Source organism: Ochrobactrum sp. S1502_03, assembly GCF_044435015.1.
Lineage (GTDB): Bacteria > Pseudomonadota > Alphaproteobacteria > Rhizobiales > Rhizobiaceae > Brucella > Brucella chromiisoli.
Window position 1 is genome coordinate 12,575 of sequence record NZ_JAYEXN010000007.1, and the last position, 19,114, is coordinate 31,688.

The following is a 19,114-nucleotide window of genomic DNA, read 5'->3' on the forward strand; positions in this document are numbered from 1 at the left end:
TTCTATAGAAATGACAGAATTAGATGTCGGAAGCGATGCGTGCTGTGACGATCACGTCTGGATCAGTAACAGGTTCGCCACGCTTGATCTTGTCAACATTGTCCATGCCTTCGATAACCTGACCCCATACGGAGTACTGACGGTCAAGCCATGGAGCATCGGTAAAGCAGATAAAGAACTGCGAGTTAGCCGAATTCGGGTTCTGCGAACGAGCCATCGAAGCTGTACCGCGCTTGTGCTGGGTGTTCGAAAATTCAGCCTTGAGGTCAGGCTTATCCGAACCGCCCATGCCAGCGCGTGCGCCGTTGAAATGCGCACCACCCGTCTTGCCGAACTTCACGTCGCCGGTCTGCGCCATAAAGCCGTCGATTACACGGTGGAATACAACGCCGTCATATGCGCCTTCGCGTGCCAGTTCCTTGATGCGTTCGACATGGCCGGGAGCCAGATCAGGGAAGAGTTCGAGAACGACATTGCCCTTGGTGGTTTCAAGAACGAGCGTGTTTTCCGGGTCTTTATAAGCCATCGGGCCTCTCCTATTGAGCGTATCCCCCCAAATTTGATTGGTTTTTGGGACAGGGATACGCGTTGAATTTAAAACTTATTTCTTTTCGATTGTGGCTTTGATGATTTTGTCAGGGTTTTCAACCGAGCCATTGTCGGATTCACTTCCCTTTTTGATCTTATCAACCACATCCATGCCACTGACAACCTTGCCAACCACAGTGTACTGGCCGTTCAGGAAGGCGCCGTCATTGAACATAATGAAGAATTGCGAGTTGGCCGAATTTGGATCCTGGCTGCGTGCCATGCCAACCGTGCCACGCACAAAAGGCTCCTTGGAGAATTCGGCTGGAATGTTTGGCAATTCAGAGCCACCAGTACCCACACGCGATGCATTGAAACCCTTGTCGACATTACCAAACTTCACATCGCCGGTCTGAGCCATGAAGCCCGGAATCACGCGGTGGAAAGCAACGCCATCATAAGCGCCTTCCTTTACCAGCTTCTCAATCTGAGCAACGTGTTTTGGTGCAAGCTTTGGTTCAAGCTCAATTGCAACATTACCATCTTTAAGCTGCAAATTAAGCGTGTCCGCTGCCAAGGCAGCCCCGTGAGATAACGCAACAATGCTGGCTGCGGCGAACGCCGAACGAATAAATGACATAACCGAGAAACTCCCTGAATCAGGATTTGAATTTTGCTTCCAGTGCTTTAGCGACAGCAACCGGAACGAAGGGCTTTATGTCGCCTCCCATTGAGGCAATCTGGCGAACCAATGTGGCAGTAATTGTGCGCACAGCAGGATCGGCTGGCAGAAAGACAGTCTGCAATTCCGGTGCCATTGTCCCATTCATGCCTGCCATCTGCATTTCATAATCAAGATCGGTGCCATCGCGCAGGCCGCGCACCATGAGCTTTGCGCCATGCTTGCGCGCCGCATCAATCACCAGTGCATCGAATGAAATTACCGACACACGCTTTGCATCAGCGCCAAGCAATTCGCTGGAGCTTGCGTTAATAAGCGCAACACGCTCCTCAAAGCTGAAAAGCGGTTTTTTACCCGGATGTACGCCGATAGCAACAATAACCTGATCGGCAAGACGGAGCGCGCCTTTCAGGACATCCATATGGCCATTGGTGATCGGGTCGAATGAACCCGCATAAATCGCGATCGTCATTTCTACCAGCTAGCCTTTTCTCATCAGATTTTCAACAACAACCACAATTGGAAAGAAATCAGAAACCAAGAAAACAAATTGAATGAGCAATGAAGCACGATTTCACGACAAGTTCACAACCGATTTACCATCATGAGCGCACCTTTGCTGCAACCTTTTTGCTTCTCAAGCGTATCTATAATGAAAGGATACCGCGATGATGATATTTCTTCTGGCATTATCCATGATGGTAGCAATGGCTGCATCGGCGATTGTTTTGCTTCTGGAAGAGAATGAAGCAAAGCGCCAACGCATACGTCCCGCCGCTTTTAATCTAAACGCCGTGCGTAAATTGAGTTCGCGTTAAATAAAGTTTCAAAGATCGTCAGTGCCCTCCAGTCCTGACATCTCAAAAAGGCCGATGGCTTCCGCCACCGGCCTTTTCATTTGGATCACAGAGCGCGCTGACACTTGCGTATCAGCGCATTTTTTTACTCTTCGCCACCGGCTGCAGGTGCATCACCTTCAACCGCGATTTCATCAATCTCGGCAGCGCCATTCTCTTCATCGCTTTCCGTTTCCGAAATGCGCTCAACCGAGACGACCTTTTCGCCGTCAGCCGTATTGAAGATCGTGACACCCTTGGTCGAACGTCCAGCGATACGAATGCCGCCGACCGGCACACGGATCAGCTGACCGCCGTCTGAAACCAGCAAGATCTGATCGCTGGCCTCGACCGGGAACAGAGCAACCAGCTTGCCGATTTCATCGGTTTTCGACGTATCGGTTGCGCGAATACCCTTACCACCACGGCCGGAAACGCGGAACTCATAAGACGAAGACCGCTTACCATAACCATACTCACTAACGGTAAGAACGGTCTGCTCACGCGCCTTCAGTTCCTGATAGCGTTCGTCGTTAAGCTCGGTTTCATTTTCGACGTCTTCACCGACAACAACAATATCATCGGCATCGTCCGCACCCTGCGCACGGCGTTCCGCAATCGAACGCTTGAGGTAAGCTGCACGTTCGGCAGCATCCGCATCAACGTGATGCAGAATAGCCATCGAGATGACCTTATCGCCTTCTGCCAGATTGATACCGCGCACGCCAATCGAGTTACGACCAGCAAAGACGCGCACATCAGTGACAGGGAAGCGAATGCACTGGCCACCAGCACAGGTCAGAAGAACGTCATCGAATTCCGTACAGGTATCAACCGAGAGGATTTCATCGCCCTCTTCTTCGAGCTTCATCGCGATCTTACCGTTGCGGTTGACCTGAACGAAGTCGCTGAGCTTGTTACGGCGAACCGTACCACGCGTGGTCGAGAACATGACGTCGAGGTTTGCCCAGGATTCCTCATCCTCCGGCAGCGGCATGATCGTGGTGATGCGCTCGCCCTGCTGCAACGGCAACATGTTGATGAGCGCCTTGCCACGCGACTGCGGATTGCCGACCGGCAGACGCCAGACTTTTTCCTTGTAGACGATACCGCGCGAGGAGAAGAACAGAACCGGCGTATGCGTATTGGCGACGAACAGACGGGTTACGAAATCCTCGTCCTTGGTGGCCATACCGGAGCGGCCCTTGCCGCCACGGCGCTGTGCACGATAAGTGGCCAGCGGCACACGCTTGATATAACCGGCATGGCTGACAGTCACGACCATATCTTCGCGAGCGATCAGGTCTTCATCGTCCATTTCGGCGCCACCAAGACCAAACTCGGTACGGCGCGGCGTGGCAAACTCGTCGCGAACAGCAATCATCTCTTCCTTGACGATTGTCATAACGCGAATGCGCGAGCTGAGAATATCCAGATAATCGCGAATTTCTTCGCCAATCTTGTTCAGCTCATCCGCCACTTCTTCGCGACCGAGCGCTGTCAGGCGCTGCAGGCGAAGATCAAGAATAGCACGCGCCTGCTCTTCCGAGAGGTTATAGGTGTTATCCTCATTGATCCTGTGACGCGGATCATCGATCAAACGAATCAGCGGCGCCACATCAGCAGCAGGCCAGCGACGCTCCATCAACTGCTCACGCGCGGTTGCCGGATCCGGCGCACGACGAATGAGAGCAATGATTTCGTCAATATTGGCAACTGCGATTGCCAGACCAACCAACACATGCGCGCGATCACGCGCTTTGTTGAGCAGGAACTTGGTGCGGCGCGTTACCACTTCTTCGCGGAACGCCACGAAAGCGCGCAGCATATCGAGAAGATTAAGCTGTTCAGGCTTGCCGCCATTCAGCGCCACCATGTTGCAGCCGAAAGAGGTTTGCAGCGGTGTGTAGCGGTAAAGCTGGTTGAGCACGACATCCGCAACAGCATCACGCTTGAGCTCGACCACAACGCGATAACCATCGCGGTCCGATTCATCGCGCAGATCAGAAATGCCCTCGATACGCTTGTCGCGTACCAGTTCGGCCATTTTCTCGATCATCGATGCTTTGTTCACCTGATAGGGAACTTCAGTGATGATGATCGCTTCACGATCACCACGCATCGGTTCAATCGCCACGCGACCACGCATGATGACCGAGCCACGACCCGTCGTATAGGCAGAATTGATGCCAGCACGTCCAAGGATAATACCACCGGTCGGAAAATCCGGGCCGGGAATAATTTCCATGATTTCTTCCAGCTCAATGGCTGGATTTTCAATCAGCGCAACGCAACCATCAATGACTTCGCCCAGATTATGCGGCGGAATGTTGGTTGCCATACCAACCGCAATGCCGCCCGAACCATTGACAAGCAGGTTCGGAAAGCGGGCTGGCAGAACCATTGGTTCCCGCTCACGGCCATCATAGTTGTCCTGAAAATCAACCGTATCCTTGTCGATATCCGACAGAAGGGATTCAGTGACCTTCTCCAGACGGCATTCGGTATAACGCATCGCCGCTGGCGGATCGCCATCGATGGAACCGAAGTTGCCCTGGCCGTCCACGAGTGGATCGCGCAAGGAGAAGTCCTGCGCCATACGCACCAAGGCGTCATAAATAGAAGCGTCACCATGCGGATGGTACTTACCCATCACTTCACCGATCACACCTGCCGACTTTCGGTAGGGGCGATTGTAAGCGAGGTTCATCTCGTTCATGGCATGGAGAATACGACGATGCACTGGTTTCAAGCCATCGCGCACGTCAGGCAGGGCGCGGCTCACGATAACGCTCATTGCGTAATCGAGATAGGAGCGCTGCATCTCCTCAATAATGGAAATCGGTTCGATACCTGTAGGGCCGCTCGGGCCGCCATTCATATCTTCGGAACCGGGTGGAGGCGTTAGATCTGACACTATTCAGATATCTTTCTCAACAGAATCGATAAAGTCACTTTATAGAGCAAAATGGTGCAAAACGCCAATTTCGAGGCCAATTCGAGCAGCTAATTTCGCCCATCTTATCAAGCACTTGAAAGATATTCACATAAACATCGCGTAATGATGTTGCCTGAGCGTGTGCTTTACATCGACCGCGCGGCTTTGATCAGCTACACTCTGCTTCACAAATCAGGCAAAAAATATCAAAAAAAGAGGCGCGTTTAGCATGGGGTTCTACGATACGGTTTTCAGCGCCTTCGTCACCCTGCTTGTCACAATCGATCCGCCCGGTCTGGCTCCTTTGTTTCTTGCATTGACACCCGGCATGGATCGCAACCATCGCGGACAGGTTGCGCTGCGCGCATCCATCATCGGCTTTGGGGTAATGGCGCTGTTTGCAATTGCTGGCGCGCAGATACTCGGCATGTTCGGCATCAGTATCGGCGCTTTTCGCGTCGCAGGCGGTCTGCTTCTGTTCTGGATCGCCTTCGAAATGATTTTCGAAAAGCGAACCGAGCGCAAGGAAAAGAGCGCCGAAGTTGCCATCACCAAGGATCATATCCGCAATATCGCAGCCTTCCCGCTTGCCATACCACTGATAGCCGGTCCGGGTGCAATTTCCGCCATTGTTCTGACGTCCGATTCGTTCACTGGACCGGCAGAACACGCCGTTCTGCTACTGGTCATATTTACCTGCCTGCTCATTACATATCTGGTGCTGTTGCTTGCAGAACGCGTTGACCGCTTCCTCGGAGAAACGGGCCGCTCAATCCTGACGCGCCTGCTAGGCGTCATATTGGCAGCCCTTGCCGTGCAATTCGTTGCAGATGGCGTCAGGTCGCTGATCACAGGATAAGCACATATCCCTCGCCGACACTTCGTTTTCCCTTTAGGCTGCCGATCTGAATTCAATCAGAACCGGAACCGCTCTAAGTGTGCGAGGAAGGCTTCGATGGATGTCGCCACTGCTCCAGAATTATCGATCATCACAACGTCGTCAGCCTGATGATCGAAGCGCACTTCACGCGCCAAACGCTTTTCGATCTGTGCCCGTGTTTCTCGCCCACGTGCTGCCAGTCGCTCAGCCAATACGGACGATTGTGCAGTTATCAGCACGATGGAACGTGATTGATACTGTCTGCGAATATCCGTCAGAACCCGACGCGAAACATTGGCGATAACAACCGCGCCTTCCGCAAGTTTGGTATCCAGCGAACGCGGCAGACCATAGCTCAAACCATGCGCCTGCCATTGAAGCGCATAAGCACCCTCGTCTGCCGCTTTGCGAAAAGCTTCCTCGTCCAGACTGTCGTGATCTTCAGTGCCCGGCATTTGTGGTCGGGTGATAACGCGCCGCACAAAATGAAACCGCGGATCATCTTTCAGTATCTCACGCGCCGCGTCCATAATCGTATCTTTACCGGCACCACTGGGACCGACAACAGCAACAAAACACCCGTTAAGAGTATGATCCGCCCGCATCACAACACACGCGCCCAACAGAAAATCACATCGGAAAAAATAATGCCCAGCGAATGGGGATGCAGCAGATCAGCTCTTCCGCCAAAAGCCATTTCACTTCGTTCATCCAGTCCGATCGCAAAAGTCATCTGTCTACGGCGCATTTTATGGAAATAATCAACGAGACGATAACAGATAATAATAAGCTAAAACAGCAGCTTATATTATTCTTTTTATCAATCAATCCAACTAAAAAAGCGGGCGCTTGTGACGCCCGCTTTTTTATCAGAATGGAATTTCATCATCAAGGTCGCGCGCGAAACCGCCGCCGCTGCCACCACCCTGATTGGATGGGCCGGACGATCCAAAATCGCTTCCGCCGCCGGAATAATCCGACATCTGGTTGCGATTACCACCGCCGCCGAACGACCGCCCCTCGCCACCACCTTCGCCGCGGCTATCAAGCATCTGAAGTTCGCCCCGGAATTTCTGCAACACGATTTCAGTCGAGTAACGATCATTACCGTTCTGATCCTGCCACTTACGCGTCTGCAGCGCGCCCTCGATATAAACCTTGGACCCCTTCTTCAAATACTGCTCTGCCACCTTGGCAAGATTTTCATTGAAGATGACAACACTATGCCACTCGGTACGTTCCTTGCGCTCACCGGACTGACGGTCGCGCCAGCTTTCCGACGTCGCAATACGCAGATTGGCGATCTGATCGCCTGAATTAAGGCGGCGGATTTCTGGATCAGCACCAAGATTGCCGATCAGAATGACTTTGTTGACGCTACCAGCCATTGAAAACTTACTCCGGATCTCTCGCATCCACCCATCCAGCGCGCTTCTCAGCCCTGCCAAACGGCGTCTACTTTTAAAGAATGGTCAAATACCAAAAGGTATTGGCCTAAAATTCAACTATCACCTTACAGCAGCCACTTCCACCGCGCTCATGCTCGCGCGGCGAATTCCGGCAATGTCCACAGAAGTTTATGTTCTTGTTTTGTTCAATTTACAAGCTTGAAATGGATTTTAATGCAGATTTTATACATGGAGAGATAAAGCATGTTGCGGAAAAGTGAGGTCCAACGTCGCGGGGAAATTCGTTCACCGGCCTGATTTCCATTCCCCCTACGATCCGAGAACGGCATGTGTAAAACAAGAAGAAAAAGCAAGCGTATTGGATTCGATTAAACGCGACACGCTATAGAAACCGGAAAATCTTCGCAGAGTTAAGCCCTGCCGCTCACTGTTTCTTAGGCGCGCAGGGCTTGGGGTTGAGCTAAGCTCTTATATCGACAGTAATTCGCCGATAAATTTATTCGGAAATCTGAGCGACGATGCCAGATTGCCGCGCATTTTTTAAATTTTCTGCAACTACCTGTCTCAATCAAAAATGCATCATTCCTTGCAAATGAAGCAGTTAAGACTGCAAGTAATTGTGCTCTCATCATGATGAAAGCTATGCAACGTCGTCAGGTGGACTCATGCTCCTATCTCCCTATTACGTTTACTCAGCCAGTCAGACCTCTTGTCGACATCGTTTCAATTCTGCGATGTCCCTCCATCCGGCGAGCAAATATAGTTTGCTCCTGTCAGGAGTAACAGTCAACGCTCTTGCGTTCACATTTCGTATCGCCTATCAGATGACTGGTTGTTCGATCTTTGTTCCGGCGTTAGAACCCGGAAAGCGACTGAACAGCCCCTTTCCTTTGAAAGGGTTCATCCCCATATTGTGGAGCGGCGCACCATAAATTTTTCGGCGCCAGCCACTCTACGACATGACGAAACAGGCAGGACGCGGAATGAGCGATCAGAAATTCATTTCCATACGTGGCGCGCGTGAACACAATCTGAAAAATGTCGATCTTGATCTGCCACGCGACAAGCTGATCGTGATGACCGGCCTTTCAGGCTCCGGCAAATCATCGCTGGCTTTCGATACGATCTACGCGGAAGGCCAGCGTCGCTATGTCGAAAGCCTTTCAGCCTATGCGCGCCAGTTCCTTGAAATGATGCAGAAGCCGGATGTTGATCAGATCGATGGTCTATCCCCGGCCATTTCCATCGAACAGAAGACAACGAGCCGCAATCCGCGTTCAACTGTCGGCACCGTCACCGAAATCTACGATTACATGCGCCTGCTCTTCGCGCGCGTGGGCGTGCCTTATTCGCCTGCGACCGGCCTGCCGATTGAAAGCCAGACTGTCAGCCAGATGGTTGATCGGGTTCTGGCGTTGGAAGAAGGCACCCGTCTTTATATCCTGGCGCCTATCGTTCGTGGGCGTAAAGGCGAATACAAAAAGGAATTGGCCGAGCTTCAGAAGAAGGGTTTTCAGCGCGTGAAGGTCGATGGCACCTTTTACGAAATTGCTGACGTTCCAGCCCTCGACAAGAAATACAAGCACGATATTGATGTGGTTGTGGACCGCGTTGTGGTGCGCCCTGATCTCGGAACCCGCCTCGCCGACAGCCTTGAAACCTGCCTCAAACTGGCAGAAGGTTTGGCAATCGCAGAATTCGCCGACAAACCATTGCTGGCCGAGGATACATCTGCCGGTGGTAGCGCCAACAAATCGGCAAATGAAACGCATGAACGCGTTATGTTTTCGGAAAAATTTGCCTGTCCGGTGTCCGGTTTCACCATTCCCGAAATCGAACCGCGCCTGTTCTCATTCAACAATCCCTTTGGTGCATGCCCGACCTGTGACGGTCTTGGCACGCAACAGGCGATTGACCCGAACCTGATCATTCCCGATCATTCCGCCTCTCTGAAAGATGGAGCCGTTGCGCCATGGGCCCGTTCGTCTTCACCTTATTACAATCAGACGCTGGAAGCGCTCGGCAAAGCCTATGGCTTCAAGCTGAGTGCCAAATGGTCCGATCTTTCCGATGAAGCGCAGACTGCCATTCTCTATGGCACCAAGGGCAAGGAAATCACCTTCCAGTATGATGATGGCCTGCGCGCCTATCAGACCACCAAGGCTTTTGAGGGTGTGATCCCCAATCTCGAACGCCGCTGGAAAGAAACCGATTCGGCATGGTCGCGTGAGGAAATCGAGCGCTTCATGTCTTCAACGCCCTGCCCGGCTTGTAAAGGCTTTCGCCTGAAGCCGGAAGCGCTGGCCGTCAAAGTTGGCATGAAACACATTGGTGAAATCACCGGCATGTCGATCCGCAATGCCGATGCATGGTTTCGTGATATTGATGGCAGCTTCAATGACAAGCAGCGCGAAATTGCAGCCCGTATCTTGAAGGAAATCCGCGAGCGTCTGGAATTCCTCAATGATGTCGGCCTCGACTATCTGACGCTTGCGCGCAACTCCGGCACACTTTCGGGCGGTGAAAGTCAACGTATTCGCCTCGCTTCTCAGATCGGCTCCGGTCTGACCGGCGTGCTTTACGTGCTTGATGAACCATCCATCGGCCTTCATCAGCGCGACAATGCCCGTCTTCTCGACACGCTTCGTCACTTACGCGATCTCGGCAATACCGTGATCGTCGTCGAGCATGATGAAGATGCGATCCTGACAGCCGATTATGTGGTCGATATTGGCCCGGCGGCTGGTGTTCATGGTGGCAAGATCATCGCGCAGGGCACGCCGAAAGACGTCATGTCCAACCCGAACTCGCTAACCGGCAAATATTTGTCGGGTGCGATGGAGGTGGCAGTTCCGGCTGAGCGCCGCAAACTGACCAAGAACAAGCGCATCCGGGTTGTCGGCGCACGCGGCAACAATCTGAAAAATGTTTCGGCGGATATTCCACTTGGCACATTCACCGCTGTAACCGGGGTGTCTGGCGGCGGTAAATCCACCTTCCTGATCGAAACGCTGTTCAAGGCTGCCTCGCGTCGCATCATGGGCTCACGCGAACATCCGGCGGAACATGACCGTATAGAAGGCCTCGAATTCCTCGATAAAGTCATCGACATTGATCAGTCACCGATTGGCCGCACACCACGTTCCAATCCGGCAACCTATACCGGCGCTTTCACACCGATCCGTGACTGGTTCGCAGGTCTGCCGGAGGCCAAAGCCCGTGGTTATCAGCCCGGACGCTTCTCCTTCAACGTGAAAGGTGGTCGTTGTGAAGCCTGTCAGGGCGATGGCGTCATTAAGATCGAGATGCACTTCCTGCCGGATGTTTACGTCACCTGTGACGTCTGCCACGGCAAACGCTACAATCGTGAAACTCTGGAAGTACAGTTCAAAGGCAAGTCGATTGCCGATGTTCTCGATATGACAGTTGAAGAAGGCGCTGAATTCTTCACAGCCGTTCCAGCTGTGCGCGACAAGCTTGAGACGCTCGTTAAAGTGGGACTTGGTTATGTAAAAGTAGGCCAGCAGGCCACAACCCTTTCTGGCGGTGAAGCGCAGCGCGTGAAACTCGCCAAGGAACTTTCACGCAAAGCCACCGGGCGAACGCTCTATATTCTGGATGAACCGACAACCGGCCTGCACTTTCATGATGTGGCAAAACTTCTCGAAGTGCTGCATGAACTGGTTGAACAGGGCAATACAGTTGTGGTCATTGAGCACAATCTCGAAGTCATCAAGACTGCCGACTGGGTTATCGATCTTGGTCCGGAAGGCGGCGATGGCGGCGGTGAGATTGTCGCTGTTGGGCGCCCCGAAGACATCGTGAAGGAAAAGCGCTCTTACACAGGCCAATTCCTCAAGGAACTGCTGGAGCGCCGTCCGGGGCGCAAAGCAGAAGCTGCTGAATGAATGAAAAAGGCGGGTTTTTAAACCCGCCTTTTTCATGCACTCTATTCAACAAATCCCACAATCGGCCCATATCCGCCATGCCATGAGATGTCATTTCTTCCCATGGCAGGATTATAAATTCCAGCACCGCCGCCGCCGTCGAGGAACAGCGCATTCGGACATTTCAGCCCGTCACGAAACAGCGATGCGAAATCATAGAAATTCACCGCATCTTCGCTAATTGCGAAGCGAATGCTCTCATCATCACAAACACCAACACCGCTTCTGCGGGTCCGGTCCGTCGAGTCTTTGATCAAAATCGGGTTGAGCTTGTTCTCAATGACCAGCATCGGTCCGGACTGCGTCGCAAAGCGCGCCTGCGGTCGGCGCTTTAGAAATCGCTCGGTTGAAACAATACCGGCGCTGTCTTTATCAAAATAGAAAATGCCATTGGGCTTTTTATAGAAGTTTGGAACCGGGCCAGACGCACGCTGAGGCGCTTTTGTATCGGCAGCAACCAGTTCCTGCCCGTCCTCGACATAAAGCCCCATCGGCGAGAAATCGGTCTGATACATTCCTGCATTAAACGCGAATGACAGCGTCTTGCCTTGCGCAGCCACCGCATCTGCAATTTTCGAGAAATTGCGATACGGCTCACCCTCTGCGCCCTTCCAAAACAGACGCAGGTTTTCTTTGGCCTTCACCGTACAGATAATGAATTTTGTATCCTGAAAGACCTGCTCATCACAGGTGTCCGCCTGTGCCGGTTGCATACCGAAAAGCAGCCCCGCGAAACCGAGGGTCGGAAGTGCCACACTCATTTTATAAAATCGCATCGCAAAACCTCCCCTTATAAAGCAAAAAAGCCCGGTTAAACCGGGCCTTCTCGTATAACTGAGCGCGATCATGCCGCGTCAGTTTACTGGATTAGCCGTTAACGGCATCCTTCAGGCCCTTACCAGCCGAGAACTTCGGCACGTTGCGGGCAGGAATAGCAACTTCCATACCAGTCGAAGGGTTGCGGCCAGTCGACGCTGCGCGATGCGATACGGAGAAAACGCCGAAGCCAGGCAGACGTACTTCTTCGCCAGCCTTGAGTGCACCGGTTACAGCTGCGAGAACTGCGTCAACGGCAGTTCCTGCGTCGGCTTTAGTCAAACCGCCCTTTTCCGCTACTGCGGCGACCAATTCGTTCTTGTTCATAGGCATTTCCTTTCTTTATCTACCGGAACGAATAACGCGACCGGATTGCGTGCAGTTTATTCAAATCGGTTGACAAACCAAGCCTGTCAACACGAAAAAACCCCGGAAACCCGGGGTTAAACACAGAAATGCCGGGCTTTTAGCCCGGCATTGTTAGCTTATTAGGCACAGACAATGATTAATGTGCTGTCGAAACACCTGCTTCGTCGTCCACCGGAGCGGATGCGACAGGCGTTTCTGGCTCTGTCCATTCGATCGGCTGCGGCTCCCGAACCAGTGCATGTTTCAGCACTTCGCCGACTCGCGACACTGGAACGATCTCAAGATTATTCTTCACATTGTCCGGAATATCCGCCAGATCCTTGGCGTTTTCTTCCGGGATCAGAACCTTCTTGATGCCGCCACGCAATGCAGCAAGCAGCTTTTCCTTCAACCCACCAATAGGCAGCACACGGCCACGCAGCGTCACTTCGCCAGTCATTGCAATGTCCTTGCGAACCGGAATACCGGTCAGAACAGAGACGATTGCCGTAACCATAGCGATACCAGCCGATGGACCATCCTTAGGCGTTGCGCCTTCCGGCACGTGCACGTGGATGTCACGCTTGTCGAACAGCGGAGGCTCAATGCCGAAATCAACTGCGCGCGAGCGAACATACGATGCCGCCGCAGAAATCGATTCCTTCATCACATCACGGAGGTTACCCGTAACGGTCATGCGGCCCTTACCGGGCATCATGACGCCTTCGATGGTCAGCAATTCGCCGCCCACTTCAGTCCATGCAAGACCTGTGACAACGCCAACCTGATCTTCGCCTTCGGCCTGACCATATCGGAAACGCTCGACACCGAGATAATCGGAGAGATTCTTGTCGGTGATCTTCACCGACTTCTTCTTCGATTTGAGAATCTCAGTCACGGCCTTACGCGCCAAGGTCATCATTTCACGTTCAAGGCTACGAACACCGGCTTCACGCGTGTAAAGACGGATAACGTTGCGCAGCGCATCGTCTGTGACCGAAAACTCCTTCGGCTGCAGCGCATGATCCTTGATGGCCTTTGGCAGCAGGTGCCGCTTGGCAATCTCGAGCTTTTCATCTTCGGTGTAACCGGCAATACGGATGACTTCCATACGGTCCAGAAGCGGACCCGGAATGTTCAGCGTATTGGCAGTCGTCACGAACATGACGTTCGACAGATCATATTCAACCTCAAGGTAGTGATCCATGAAGGTTGAGTTCTGTTCCGGGTCCAGCACCTCAAGCATTGCCGAAGATGGATCACCACGGAAATCCTGGCCCATCTTGTCGATTTCATCGAGCAGGAAGAGCGGGTTGGACTTCTTCGCCTTCTTCATCGACTGGATGACCTTGCCGGGCATCGAACCGATGTAAGTGCGGCGGTGACCACGGATTTCAGCCTCGTCACGCACGCCACCAAGCGACATACGGACATATTCACGACCGGTTGCCTTGGCAATCGAACGGGCAAGCGAAGTCTTACCAACGCCGGGAGGTCCAACGAGGCAGAGGATCGGGCCTTTGATTTTGGTCGAGCGAGCCTGCACGGCCAGATATTCGACAATGCGCTCCTTGACCTTGTCGAGACCGAAATGCTCGTCATCAAGCACTTCCTCGGCAAAGTTCAGGTCCTGCTTGACTTTGGACTTCTTGCCCCAAGGAATAGACAGCAGCCAGTCGAGATAGTTGCGAACAACAGTCGCTTCCGCTGACATCGGACTCATGCTGCGCAGCTTCTTCAGCTCAGCCTGTGCCTTTTCGCGCGCTTCCTTGGAAAGCTTGGTCTTGTTGATACGTTCTTCGAGTTCAGCCGCTTCATCGCGGCCGTCCTCGCCATCACCAAGCTCCTTCTGGATCGCCTTCATCTGCTCGTTGAGGTAATATTCGCGCTGGGTCTTTTCCATCTGGCGCTTGACGCGGCCACGGATGCGCTTTTCAACCTGAAGAACAGAAATTTCAGATTCCATGAAGGCAAGCGCCTTCTCAAGACGCTCACGCACCGAGAGAATCGACAGCATTTCCTGCTTTTCAGGAATCTTGATTGCGAGATGCGAAGCAACCGTATCAGCGAGCTTGGAATAGTCGTCGATCTGGCTTGCAGCGCCAACCACTTCCGGCGAAATCTTCTTGTTCAGCTTCACGTAGTTTTCGAAATCGGAAACCACTGAACGGGCCAGAGCCTCAACCTCAACAGCGTCTTCTTCCGGCTCAGGCAGAGCAGTTGCGTAAGCTTCGTGATAATCCTCACGATCGGTAAACTTGGAAACCTTGGCGCGCGCGGTGCCTTCGACGAGAACCTTAACGGTACCGTCTGGCAGCTTGAGAAGCTGCAGCACATTGGCGATCGTGCCGATCTCATAAATTGCATCCGGTGCCGGATCGTCGTCCGCCGCATTCTTCTGCGTTGCAAGCAAAATCTGCTTATCAACGCCCATCACCTCTTCAAGTGCCTTGATCGACTTTTCGCGTCCAACAAACAGCGGAACGATCATATGCGGGAAAACTACGATATCGCGCAACGGCAGGACGGCATACAGCCCGTCTTCACCATTCGCTCCAGAACCACCCAAAGGAGTCTTCTGTTCAATACCCGTCATTGTAAGTCCTTTCTCAGGTCATTCGACCCGATTGCCACTGGTTATGGCCCCTTTCATAATGAGGCAGTCCATGACCAGTGCTTCGGTCCATAATTGGAGTGTCGAACTCCCAAATTCAAGCTGATTCCAGGGCAGCTTTCATAGAATCGTCATTTATCCTGCGCTGTCACGGAGATTTGTACAATAACAAGCTTTTCCAGTATTCAGCATTTGCCAGGAGATAAACAAAAAAAGGCCGCTTGCGCGGCCTTTTTTCCAAAAGTCCGGCAAATCGTCAAGCCGACGCATTGCCCTTTTCTTCCTGACGCTCAGCGTAGATATAAAGCGGACGAGCGCTTCCATCCACAACATCACCGGAAATGACCACTTCCTGCACGCCTTCCAGCGTTGGAAGCTCAAACATGGTGTCGAGCAGGATCTTTTCCATGATCGAGCGCAGACCACGTGCACCGGTCTTGCGTTCAACAGCCTTATTGGCAATTGCGCGCAAAGCATCGTCGTGGAAGCTCAGTTCAACATTTTCCATGTCGAACAGCCGCTGATACTGCTTCACGAGCGCATTCTTCGGCTCGGTCAGGATCTGTACCAGTGCATCAACATCCAGATCTTCCAGTGTCGCGATTACCGGCAAACGACCAACGAACTCCGGAATAAGACCGAACTTCAGCAGATCTTCCGGTTCCAGCTCTTTAAACACATCACCAATGCGGCGGTCGTCAACCGACTTCACAGTTGCGCTAAAGCCAATCGAAGTCTTCTCACCGCGCGCCGAGATGATTTTGTCGAGACCGGCAAAAGCACCGCCACAGATGAACAAAATATTTGTCGTGTCCACCTGCAGGAATTCCTGCTGTGGATGCTTGCGACCACCCTGCGGTGGAACAGAAGCAACAGTGCCTTCCATGATCTTCAAAAGCGCTTGCTGAACACCTTCGCCCGATACATCACGGGTGATCGAAGGATTATCAGACTTGCGGCTGATTTTGTCGACTTCATCGATATAAACAATGCCGCGCTGCGCGCGTTCAACATTATAATCGGCCGACTGAAGCAGCTTCAGGATAATGTTTTCAACATCCTCACCGACATAACCGGCTTCTGTCAGCGTCGTTGCATCCGCCATGGTAAACGGTACATCAATGATGCGTGCGAGTGTCTGGGCAAGGTAGGTCTTGCCGCAACCCGTTGGGCCGACCAACAGAATGTTCGACTTCGCAAGCTCGATGTCGTTGCTCTTGCTCTGATGTGCAAGACGCTTGTAGTGATTGTGTACCGCAACCGAGAGAACACGCTTGGCGTCTTTCTGGCCGATGACGTAATCGTCAAGAACGTCCTTGATTTCCTGTGGCGTAGGCACGCCTTCACGCGACTTCACCATTGAGGTTTTATTTTCCTCGCGGATGATGTCCATGCAAAGTTCGACGCACTCGTCACAAATAAATACGGTCGGGCCTGCAATCAGCTTACGAACTTCATGCTGGCTTTTGCCACAGAAAGAGCAATAAAGCGTATTCTTTGAATCGCCGCCGCTGTTGCTGACTTTGCTCATTGCAGTTTCCTTTCAATAAACCGAAACGAACAACAACCTCATCGCGTGTTCATTTCGATCGTTTTTTCCGGTTCGGATCCATGAGGGTAAGCAAAACGCCGCTCCCTTCAGGCTCCATCAGCAGCTTTTACGCACTGCTTGTCATTTTGGATCCCAGTCACCGCAGGCTTTCCGACCGAGTAAGCCTTTGATGGAGACTTTTGCAGAACCTCAGGCGGGGAACAAATGAAAAATCATGTTCCCCATAGAGATTCGGCACAATCTGATCAATTTTAGCGCCCTGAACCCCAACAGATGCTTAACACCATGCGTTATCCTTCACGTAGGACCACGAAATAAGCCCCTTTTGTGGCAAAGCGCGCTAAAATACGAAGAGGCAGACTATCTGCCTCCCCAAATTACTTGGTTTCTTCGGCGCTCACTTCGCGCGATTCGATCACTTTATCGATCAAACCAAATTCCAGAGCTTCCTGCGCTGTCATAAAGTGATCACGGTCAAGCGTGCGTTCGATCGTCTCATAATCACGACCAGTATGCTTGACGTAAGTTTCGTTGAGGCGACGCTTCATCTTGATGATGTCCTGCGCATGGCGCTCAATATCAGACGCCTGCCCCTGGAAACCACCCGATGGCTGGTGAACCATGATACGGGCATTTGGAAGCGCATAACGCTGGCCGGTGGCACCAGCTGTCAGCAACAGCGAGCCCATAGAGGCTGCCTGCCCCATACAAAGCGTGGACACTGGCGGCTTGATGAACTGCATCGTGTCATAAATCGCCATGCCGGAGGTCACAACACCGCCGGGCGAATTGATGTACATGTTGATTTCTTTCTTCGGATTTTCCGATTCAAGAAACAGCAACTGCGCACAGATCAGCATCGACATTCCATCTTCGACGGGACCGTTGACGAAGATGATGCGTTCTTTCAACAAGCGCGAAAAGATATCATAGGCCCGCTCGCCACGGTTGGTCTGCTCGACAACCATCGGCACGAGGTTCATGACGGTTTCAATAGGATCTCTCATTATGGGCCTCTGGATAGTGTATGACGAATATGAATCGTATGGATGTTCCATACATAGGGCTTTGCAACCCTGTTCCGCAAGATGCCGATCAATCCCAGTCCGAATCCTGAGGGACAGGCTTAATGCCGCGTTTCTCATCCAGCATTTTTCGTGCTGTTTCTGTAAGGCGGGCCTGAATACGAACAGAGCCATCTTCCAGATCTTCGCGCTTTACATCGCTGCCATGCTGGTAAATCCAGTCAAGAATGCGAAGCTCGGATGGAGAAAGCACAACATCGACAGTTCCAAGCGCCCCTGCAATGCGGGTCTCAATCAAGGAAAGCAACCTGTCAACGCCTTCCCCCGTCCACGCTGAAAGCGGGATCGGACGCCCCTCCTCGCTGCCGGCGGCAGCCAAGCGAAGTGCTGCCTCACGACCCGCTTCATCCAGATTATCGATCTTGTTCCAGATCTGGATCACGCGCTTATGATCATGCGGCTCGACATCGAGCCCGGCGAGAATACTTTCAACGTCCTCAGCCTGTGCTGCATTGTCGGGATCGGAAATGTCACGCACATGCAGGATCAGATCAGCCTCGACAACCTCTTCAAGCGTTGCCCGGAATGCGGCAACGAGATGGTGCGGAAGATTTGAAATAAAACCGACTGTATCGGACAGGATAACCGTCTCACCGTGCGGCAAACGAATGCGACGCAATGTCGGGTCGAGCGTAGCAAACAGCATATCTTCGGCCAGCACGTCAGCGCCGGTCATACGGTTGAACAGCGTTGATTTGCCCGCATTGGTATAGCCAACGAGCGCCACCACCGGATGCGGAACCTTGCGACGCTTCTGCCGATGCAGCGTCCGTGTACGCACAACCGTCTCAAGCTCGCGCTTGATCTTCAGAATCTTATCCTGAAGCATACGCCTGTCGGCTTCGATCTGCGTTTCACCCGGACCGCCAAGGAAGCCGCCACCACCGCGCTGACGCTCAAGGTGGGTCCAGCTTCTGACCAGACGGCCCTTCTGATAGTTCAGATGCGCAAGTTCGACTTGCAACGCACCTTCCTTGGTGCGTGCTCTCTCACCGAAGATTTCAAGGATAAGGCCGGTCCGGTCGATAACCTTGACGTTCCACTCTTTTTCAAGATTGCGCTGCTGCACCGGCGTCAAAGCATGATCGACAATGACAAGTCCGATCGACTTCTCTTCAATGATTTCGGCGATTGCCTCAACCTTACCCGTCCCCAGAAGGGTCGCAGGACGCGGTTGATTGACGATCACACTCTCGGCATGGGCTATTTCGAGATTAATCGCACGTGCAAGACCGACGGCTTCCTCCAGCCGTGCTTCATTGGAGCGCTGAAACTGTGGTCGCTCACCTTCGTCACTTGCCGTGCTTGTTGTGTGTCGTTCGGGTAATATGGGAACGATAACCGCTGCTCTGGTCGGCTCTGGTTCAGACAAACCAAATCCCTTATTTTCATCGGCAGGCGAAACGTTCTTATCCTTGAATTTCGACAAATATACTTACTCCGGGATACGGAAAATAACTATCCATACAGATAGGTATC

The 19,114-nt window shown here is 52.6% G+C and carries 15 protein-coding genes; 3 read left to right on the forward strand and 12 right to left on the reverse strand.

The genetic code is table 11. From position 1 onward, the window contains the following. Positions 1-19: 19 nt before the first annotated feature. The 3 genes from VBH83_RS07290 to coaD all read right to left on the reverse strand — a co-directional run bounded on the left by VBH83_RS07290 (position 20) and on the right by coaD (position 1,682). The gene (locus VBH83_RS07290; RefSeq protein ID WP_265984659.1) at positions 20-526 is read right to left on the reverse strand and encodes a peptidylprolyl isomerase; all 507 of its coding nucleotides are present in this window, start codon (positions 524-526) and stop codon (positions 20-22) included. 75 nt (positions 527-601) lie between these two features. Next, positions 602-1,168, reverse strand: coding sequence for a peptidylprolyl isomerase (locus tag VBH83_RS07295; RefSeq protein ID WP_265984658.1), 567 nt, complete (start codon positions 1,166-1,168; stop codon positions 602-604). 19 nt (positions 1,169-1,187) lie between these two features. Next, complete coding sequence (gene coaD, locus VBH83_RS07300; protein WP_265984657.1) at positions 1,188-1,682, reverse strand: pantetheine-phosphate adenylyltransferase; 495 nt, start codon at positions 1,680-1,682, stop codon at positions 1,188-1,190. Between the two features lie 196 nt (positions 1,683-1,878). On the opposite strand from coaD, the gene VBH83_RS07305 reads away from it, so the two are divergent. Then, the gene (locus VBH83_RS07305; protein WP_265984656.1) at positions 1,879-2,028 is read left to right on the forward strand and encodes a hypothetical protein; all 150 of its coding nucleotides are present in this window, start codon (positions 1,879-1,881) and stop codon (positions 2,026-2,028) included. Positions 2,029-2,152: 124 nt separating this feature from the next. Here VBH83_RS07305 and gyrA read toward each other — a convergent pair whose 3' ends face one another. After that, entirely contained in the window at positions 2,153-4,927 is a 2,775-nt protein-coding gene (gene gyrA, locus VBH83_RS07310; protein ID WP_265984745.1) for a DNA gyrase subunit A, read from the reverse strand. A gap of 286 nt (positions 4,928-5,213) precedes the next feature. Between gyrA and VBH83_RS07315 the strand changes: the two genes are divergently transcribed. Then, complete coding sequence (locus VBH83_RS07315; RefSeq protein WP_265984655.1) at positions 5,214-5,843, forward strand: MarC family protein; 630 nt, start codon at positions 5,214-5,216, stop codon at positions 5,841-5,843. A 56-nt stretch (positions 5,844-5,899) separates the two neighbouring features. On the opposite strand, the gene phnN is transcribed toward VBH83_RS07315, so the two are convergent. Both phnN and ssb read right to left on the reverse strand, forming a co-directional pair. After that, positions 5,900-6,469 (reverse strand): phosphonate metabolism protein/1,5-bisphosphokinase (PRPP-forming) PhnN, encoded by a 570-nt coding sequence (gene phnN / locus VBH83_RS07320; protein ID WP_265984654.1) that lies wholly within the window; start codon positions 6,467-6,469, stop codon positions 5,900-5,902. Between the two features lie 264 nt (positions 6,470-6,733). After that, on the reverse strand, positions 6,734-7,252 hold the full coding sequence (ssb, locus tag VBH83_RS07325) for a single-stranded DNA-binding protein (RefSeq protein WP_265984653.1): 519 nt from the start codon (positions 7,250-7,252) through the stop codon (positions 6,734-6,736). 1,004 nt (positions 7,253-8,256) lie between these two features. Between ssb and uvrA the strand changes: the two genes are divergently transcribed. After that, on the forward strand, positions 8,257-11,181 hold the full coding sequence (gene uvrA, locus VBH83_RS07330) for an excinuclease ABC subunit UvrA (RefSeq protein WP_265984652.1): 2,925 nt from the start codon (positions 8,257-8,259) through the stop codon (positions 11,179-11,181). A gap of 41 nt (positions 11,182-11,222) precedes the next feature. Here uvrA and VBH83_RS07335 read toward each other — a convergent pair whose 3' ends face one another. The 6 genes from VBH83_RS07335 to hflX all read right to left on the reverse strand — a co-directional run bounded on the left by VBH83_RS07335 (position 11,223) and on the right by hflX (position 19,064). After that, positions 11,223-11,996, reverse strand: coding sequence for a phosphodiester glycosidase family protein (locus tag VBH83_RS07335; RefSeq protein WP_396996979.1), 774 nt, complete (start codon positions 11,994-11,996; stop codon positions 11,223-11,225). A 91-nt stretch (positions 11,997-12,087) separates the two neighbouring features. After that, complete coding sequence (locus VBH83_RS07340; protein ID WP_007875106.1) at positions 12,088-12,363, reverse strand: HU family DNA-binding protein; 276 nt, start codon at positions 12,361-12,363, stop codon at positions 12,088-12,090. A 178-nt stretch (positions 12,364-12,541) separates the two neighbouring features. Then, complete coding sequence (gene lon, locus VBH83_RS07345) at positions 12,542-14,980, reverse strand: endopeptidase La (protein WP_265984651.1); 2,439 nt, start codon at positions 14,978-14,980, stop codon at positions 12,542-12,544. Positions 14,981-15,254: 274 nt separating this feature from the next. Continuing rightward, positions 15,255-16,529 carry an ATP-dependent Clp protease ATP-binding subunit ClpX gene (clpX, locus tag VBH83_RS07350; protein WP_265984650.1) on the reverse strand — a complete coding sequence of 425 codons (1,275 nt, stop codon included), beginning with the start codon at positions 16,527-16,529 and terminating at the stop codon, positions 15,255-15,257. A gap of 398 nt (positions 16,530-16,927) precedes the next feature. Continuing rightward, complete coding sequence (gene clpP / locus VBH83_RS07355; RefSeq protein ID WP_265984649.1) at positions 16,928-17,557, reverse strand: ATP-dependent Clp endopeptidase proteolytic subunit ClpP; 630 nt, start codon at positions 17,555-17,557, stop codon at positions 16,928-16,930. An 88-nt stretch (positions 17,558-17,645) separates the two neighbouring features. Continuing rightward, complete coding sequence (gene hflX / locus VBH83_RS07360) at positions 17,646-19,064, reverse strand: GTPase HflX (protein ID WP_265984648.1); 1,419 nt, start codon at positions 19,062-19,064, stop codon at positions 17,646-17,648. Between the last annotated feature and the right edge of the window lie 50 nt (positions 19,065-19,114).

Excerpts from the sequence above, each read along its gene's own strand:
- VBH83_RS07290 (WP_265984659.1), bottom strand. The coding sequence starts at position 526 with ATGGCTTATAAAGACCCGGAAAACACGCTCGTTCTTGAAACCACCAAG.
- VBH83_RS07295 (WP_265984658.1), bottom strand. The coding sequence starts at position 1,168 with ATGTCATTTATTCGTTCGGCGTTCGCCGCAGCCAGCATTGTTGCGTTA.
- coaD (WP_265984657.1), bottom strand. The coding sequence starts at position 1,682 with ATGACGATCGCGATTTATGCGGGTTCATTCGACCCGATCACCAATGGC.
- VBH83_RS07305 (WP_265984656.1), top strand. The coding sequence starts at position 1,879 with ATGATGATATTTCTTCTGGCATTATCCATGATGGTAGCAATGGCTGCA.
- gyrA (WP_265984745.1), bottom strand. The coding sequence starts at position 4,927 with ATGAATGGCGGCCCGAGCGGCCCTACAGGTATCGAACCGATTTCCATT.
- VBH83_RS07315 (WP_265984655.1), top strand. The coding sequence starts at position 5,214 with ATGGGGTTCTACGATACGGTTTTCAGCGCCTTCGTCACCCTGCTTGTC.
- phnN (WP_265984654.1), bottom strand. The coding sequence starts at position 6,469 with ATGCGGGCGGATCATACTCTTAACGGGTGTTTTGTTGCTGTTGTCGGT.
- ssb (WP_265984653.1), bottom strand. The coding sequence starts at position 7,252 with ATGGCTGGTAGCGTCAACAAAGTCATTCTGATCGGCAATCTTGGTGCT.
- uvrA (WP_265984652.1), top strand. The coding sequence starts at position 8,257 with ATGAGCGATCAGAAATTCATTTCCATACGTGGCGCGCGTGAACACAAT.
- VBH83_RS07335 (WP_396996979.1), bottom strand. The coding sequence starts at position 11,996 with ATGCGATTTTATAAAATGAGTGTGGCACTTCCGACCCTCGGTTTCGCG.
- VBH83_RS07340 (WP_007875106.1), bottom strand. The coding sequence starts at position 12,363 with ATGAACAAGAACGAATTGGTCGCCGCAGTAGCGGAAAAGGGCGGTTTG.
- lon (WP_265984651.1), bottom strand. The coding sequence starts at position 14,980 with ATGACGGGTATTGAACAGAAGACTCCTTTGGGTGGTTCTGGAGCGAAT.
- clpX (WP_265984650.1), bottom strand. The coding sequence starts at position 16,529 with ATGAGCAAAGTCAGCAACAGCGGCGGCGATTCAAAGAATACGCTTTAT.
- clpP (WP_265984649.1), bottom strand. The coding sequence starts at position 17,557 with ATGAGAGATCCTATTGAAACCGTCATGAACCTCGTGCCGATGGTTGTC.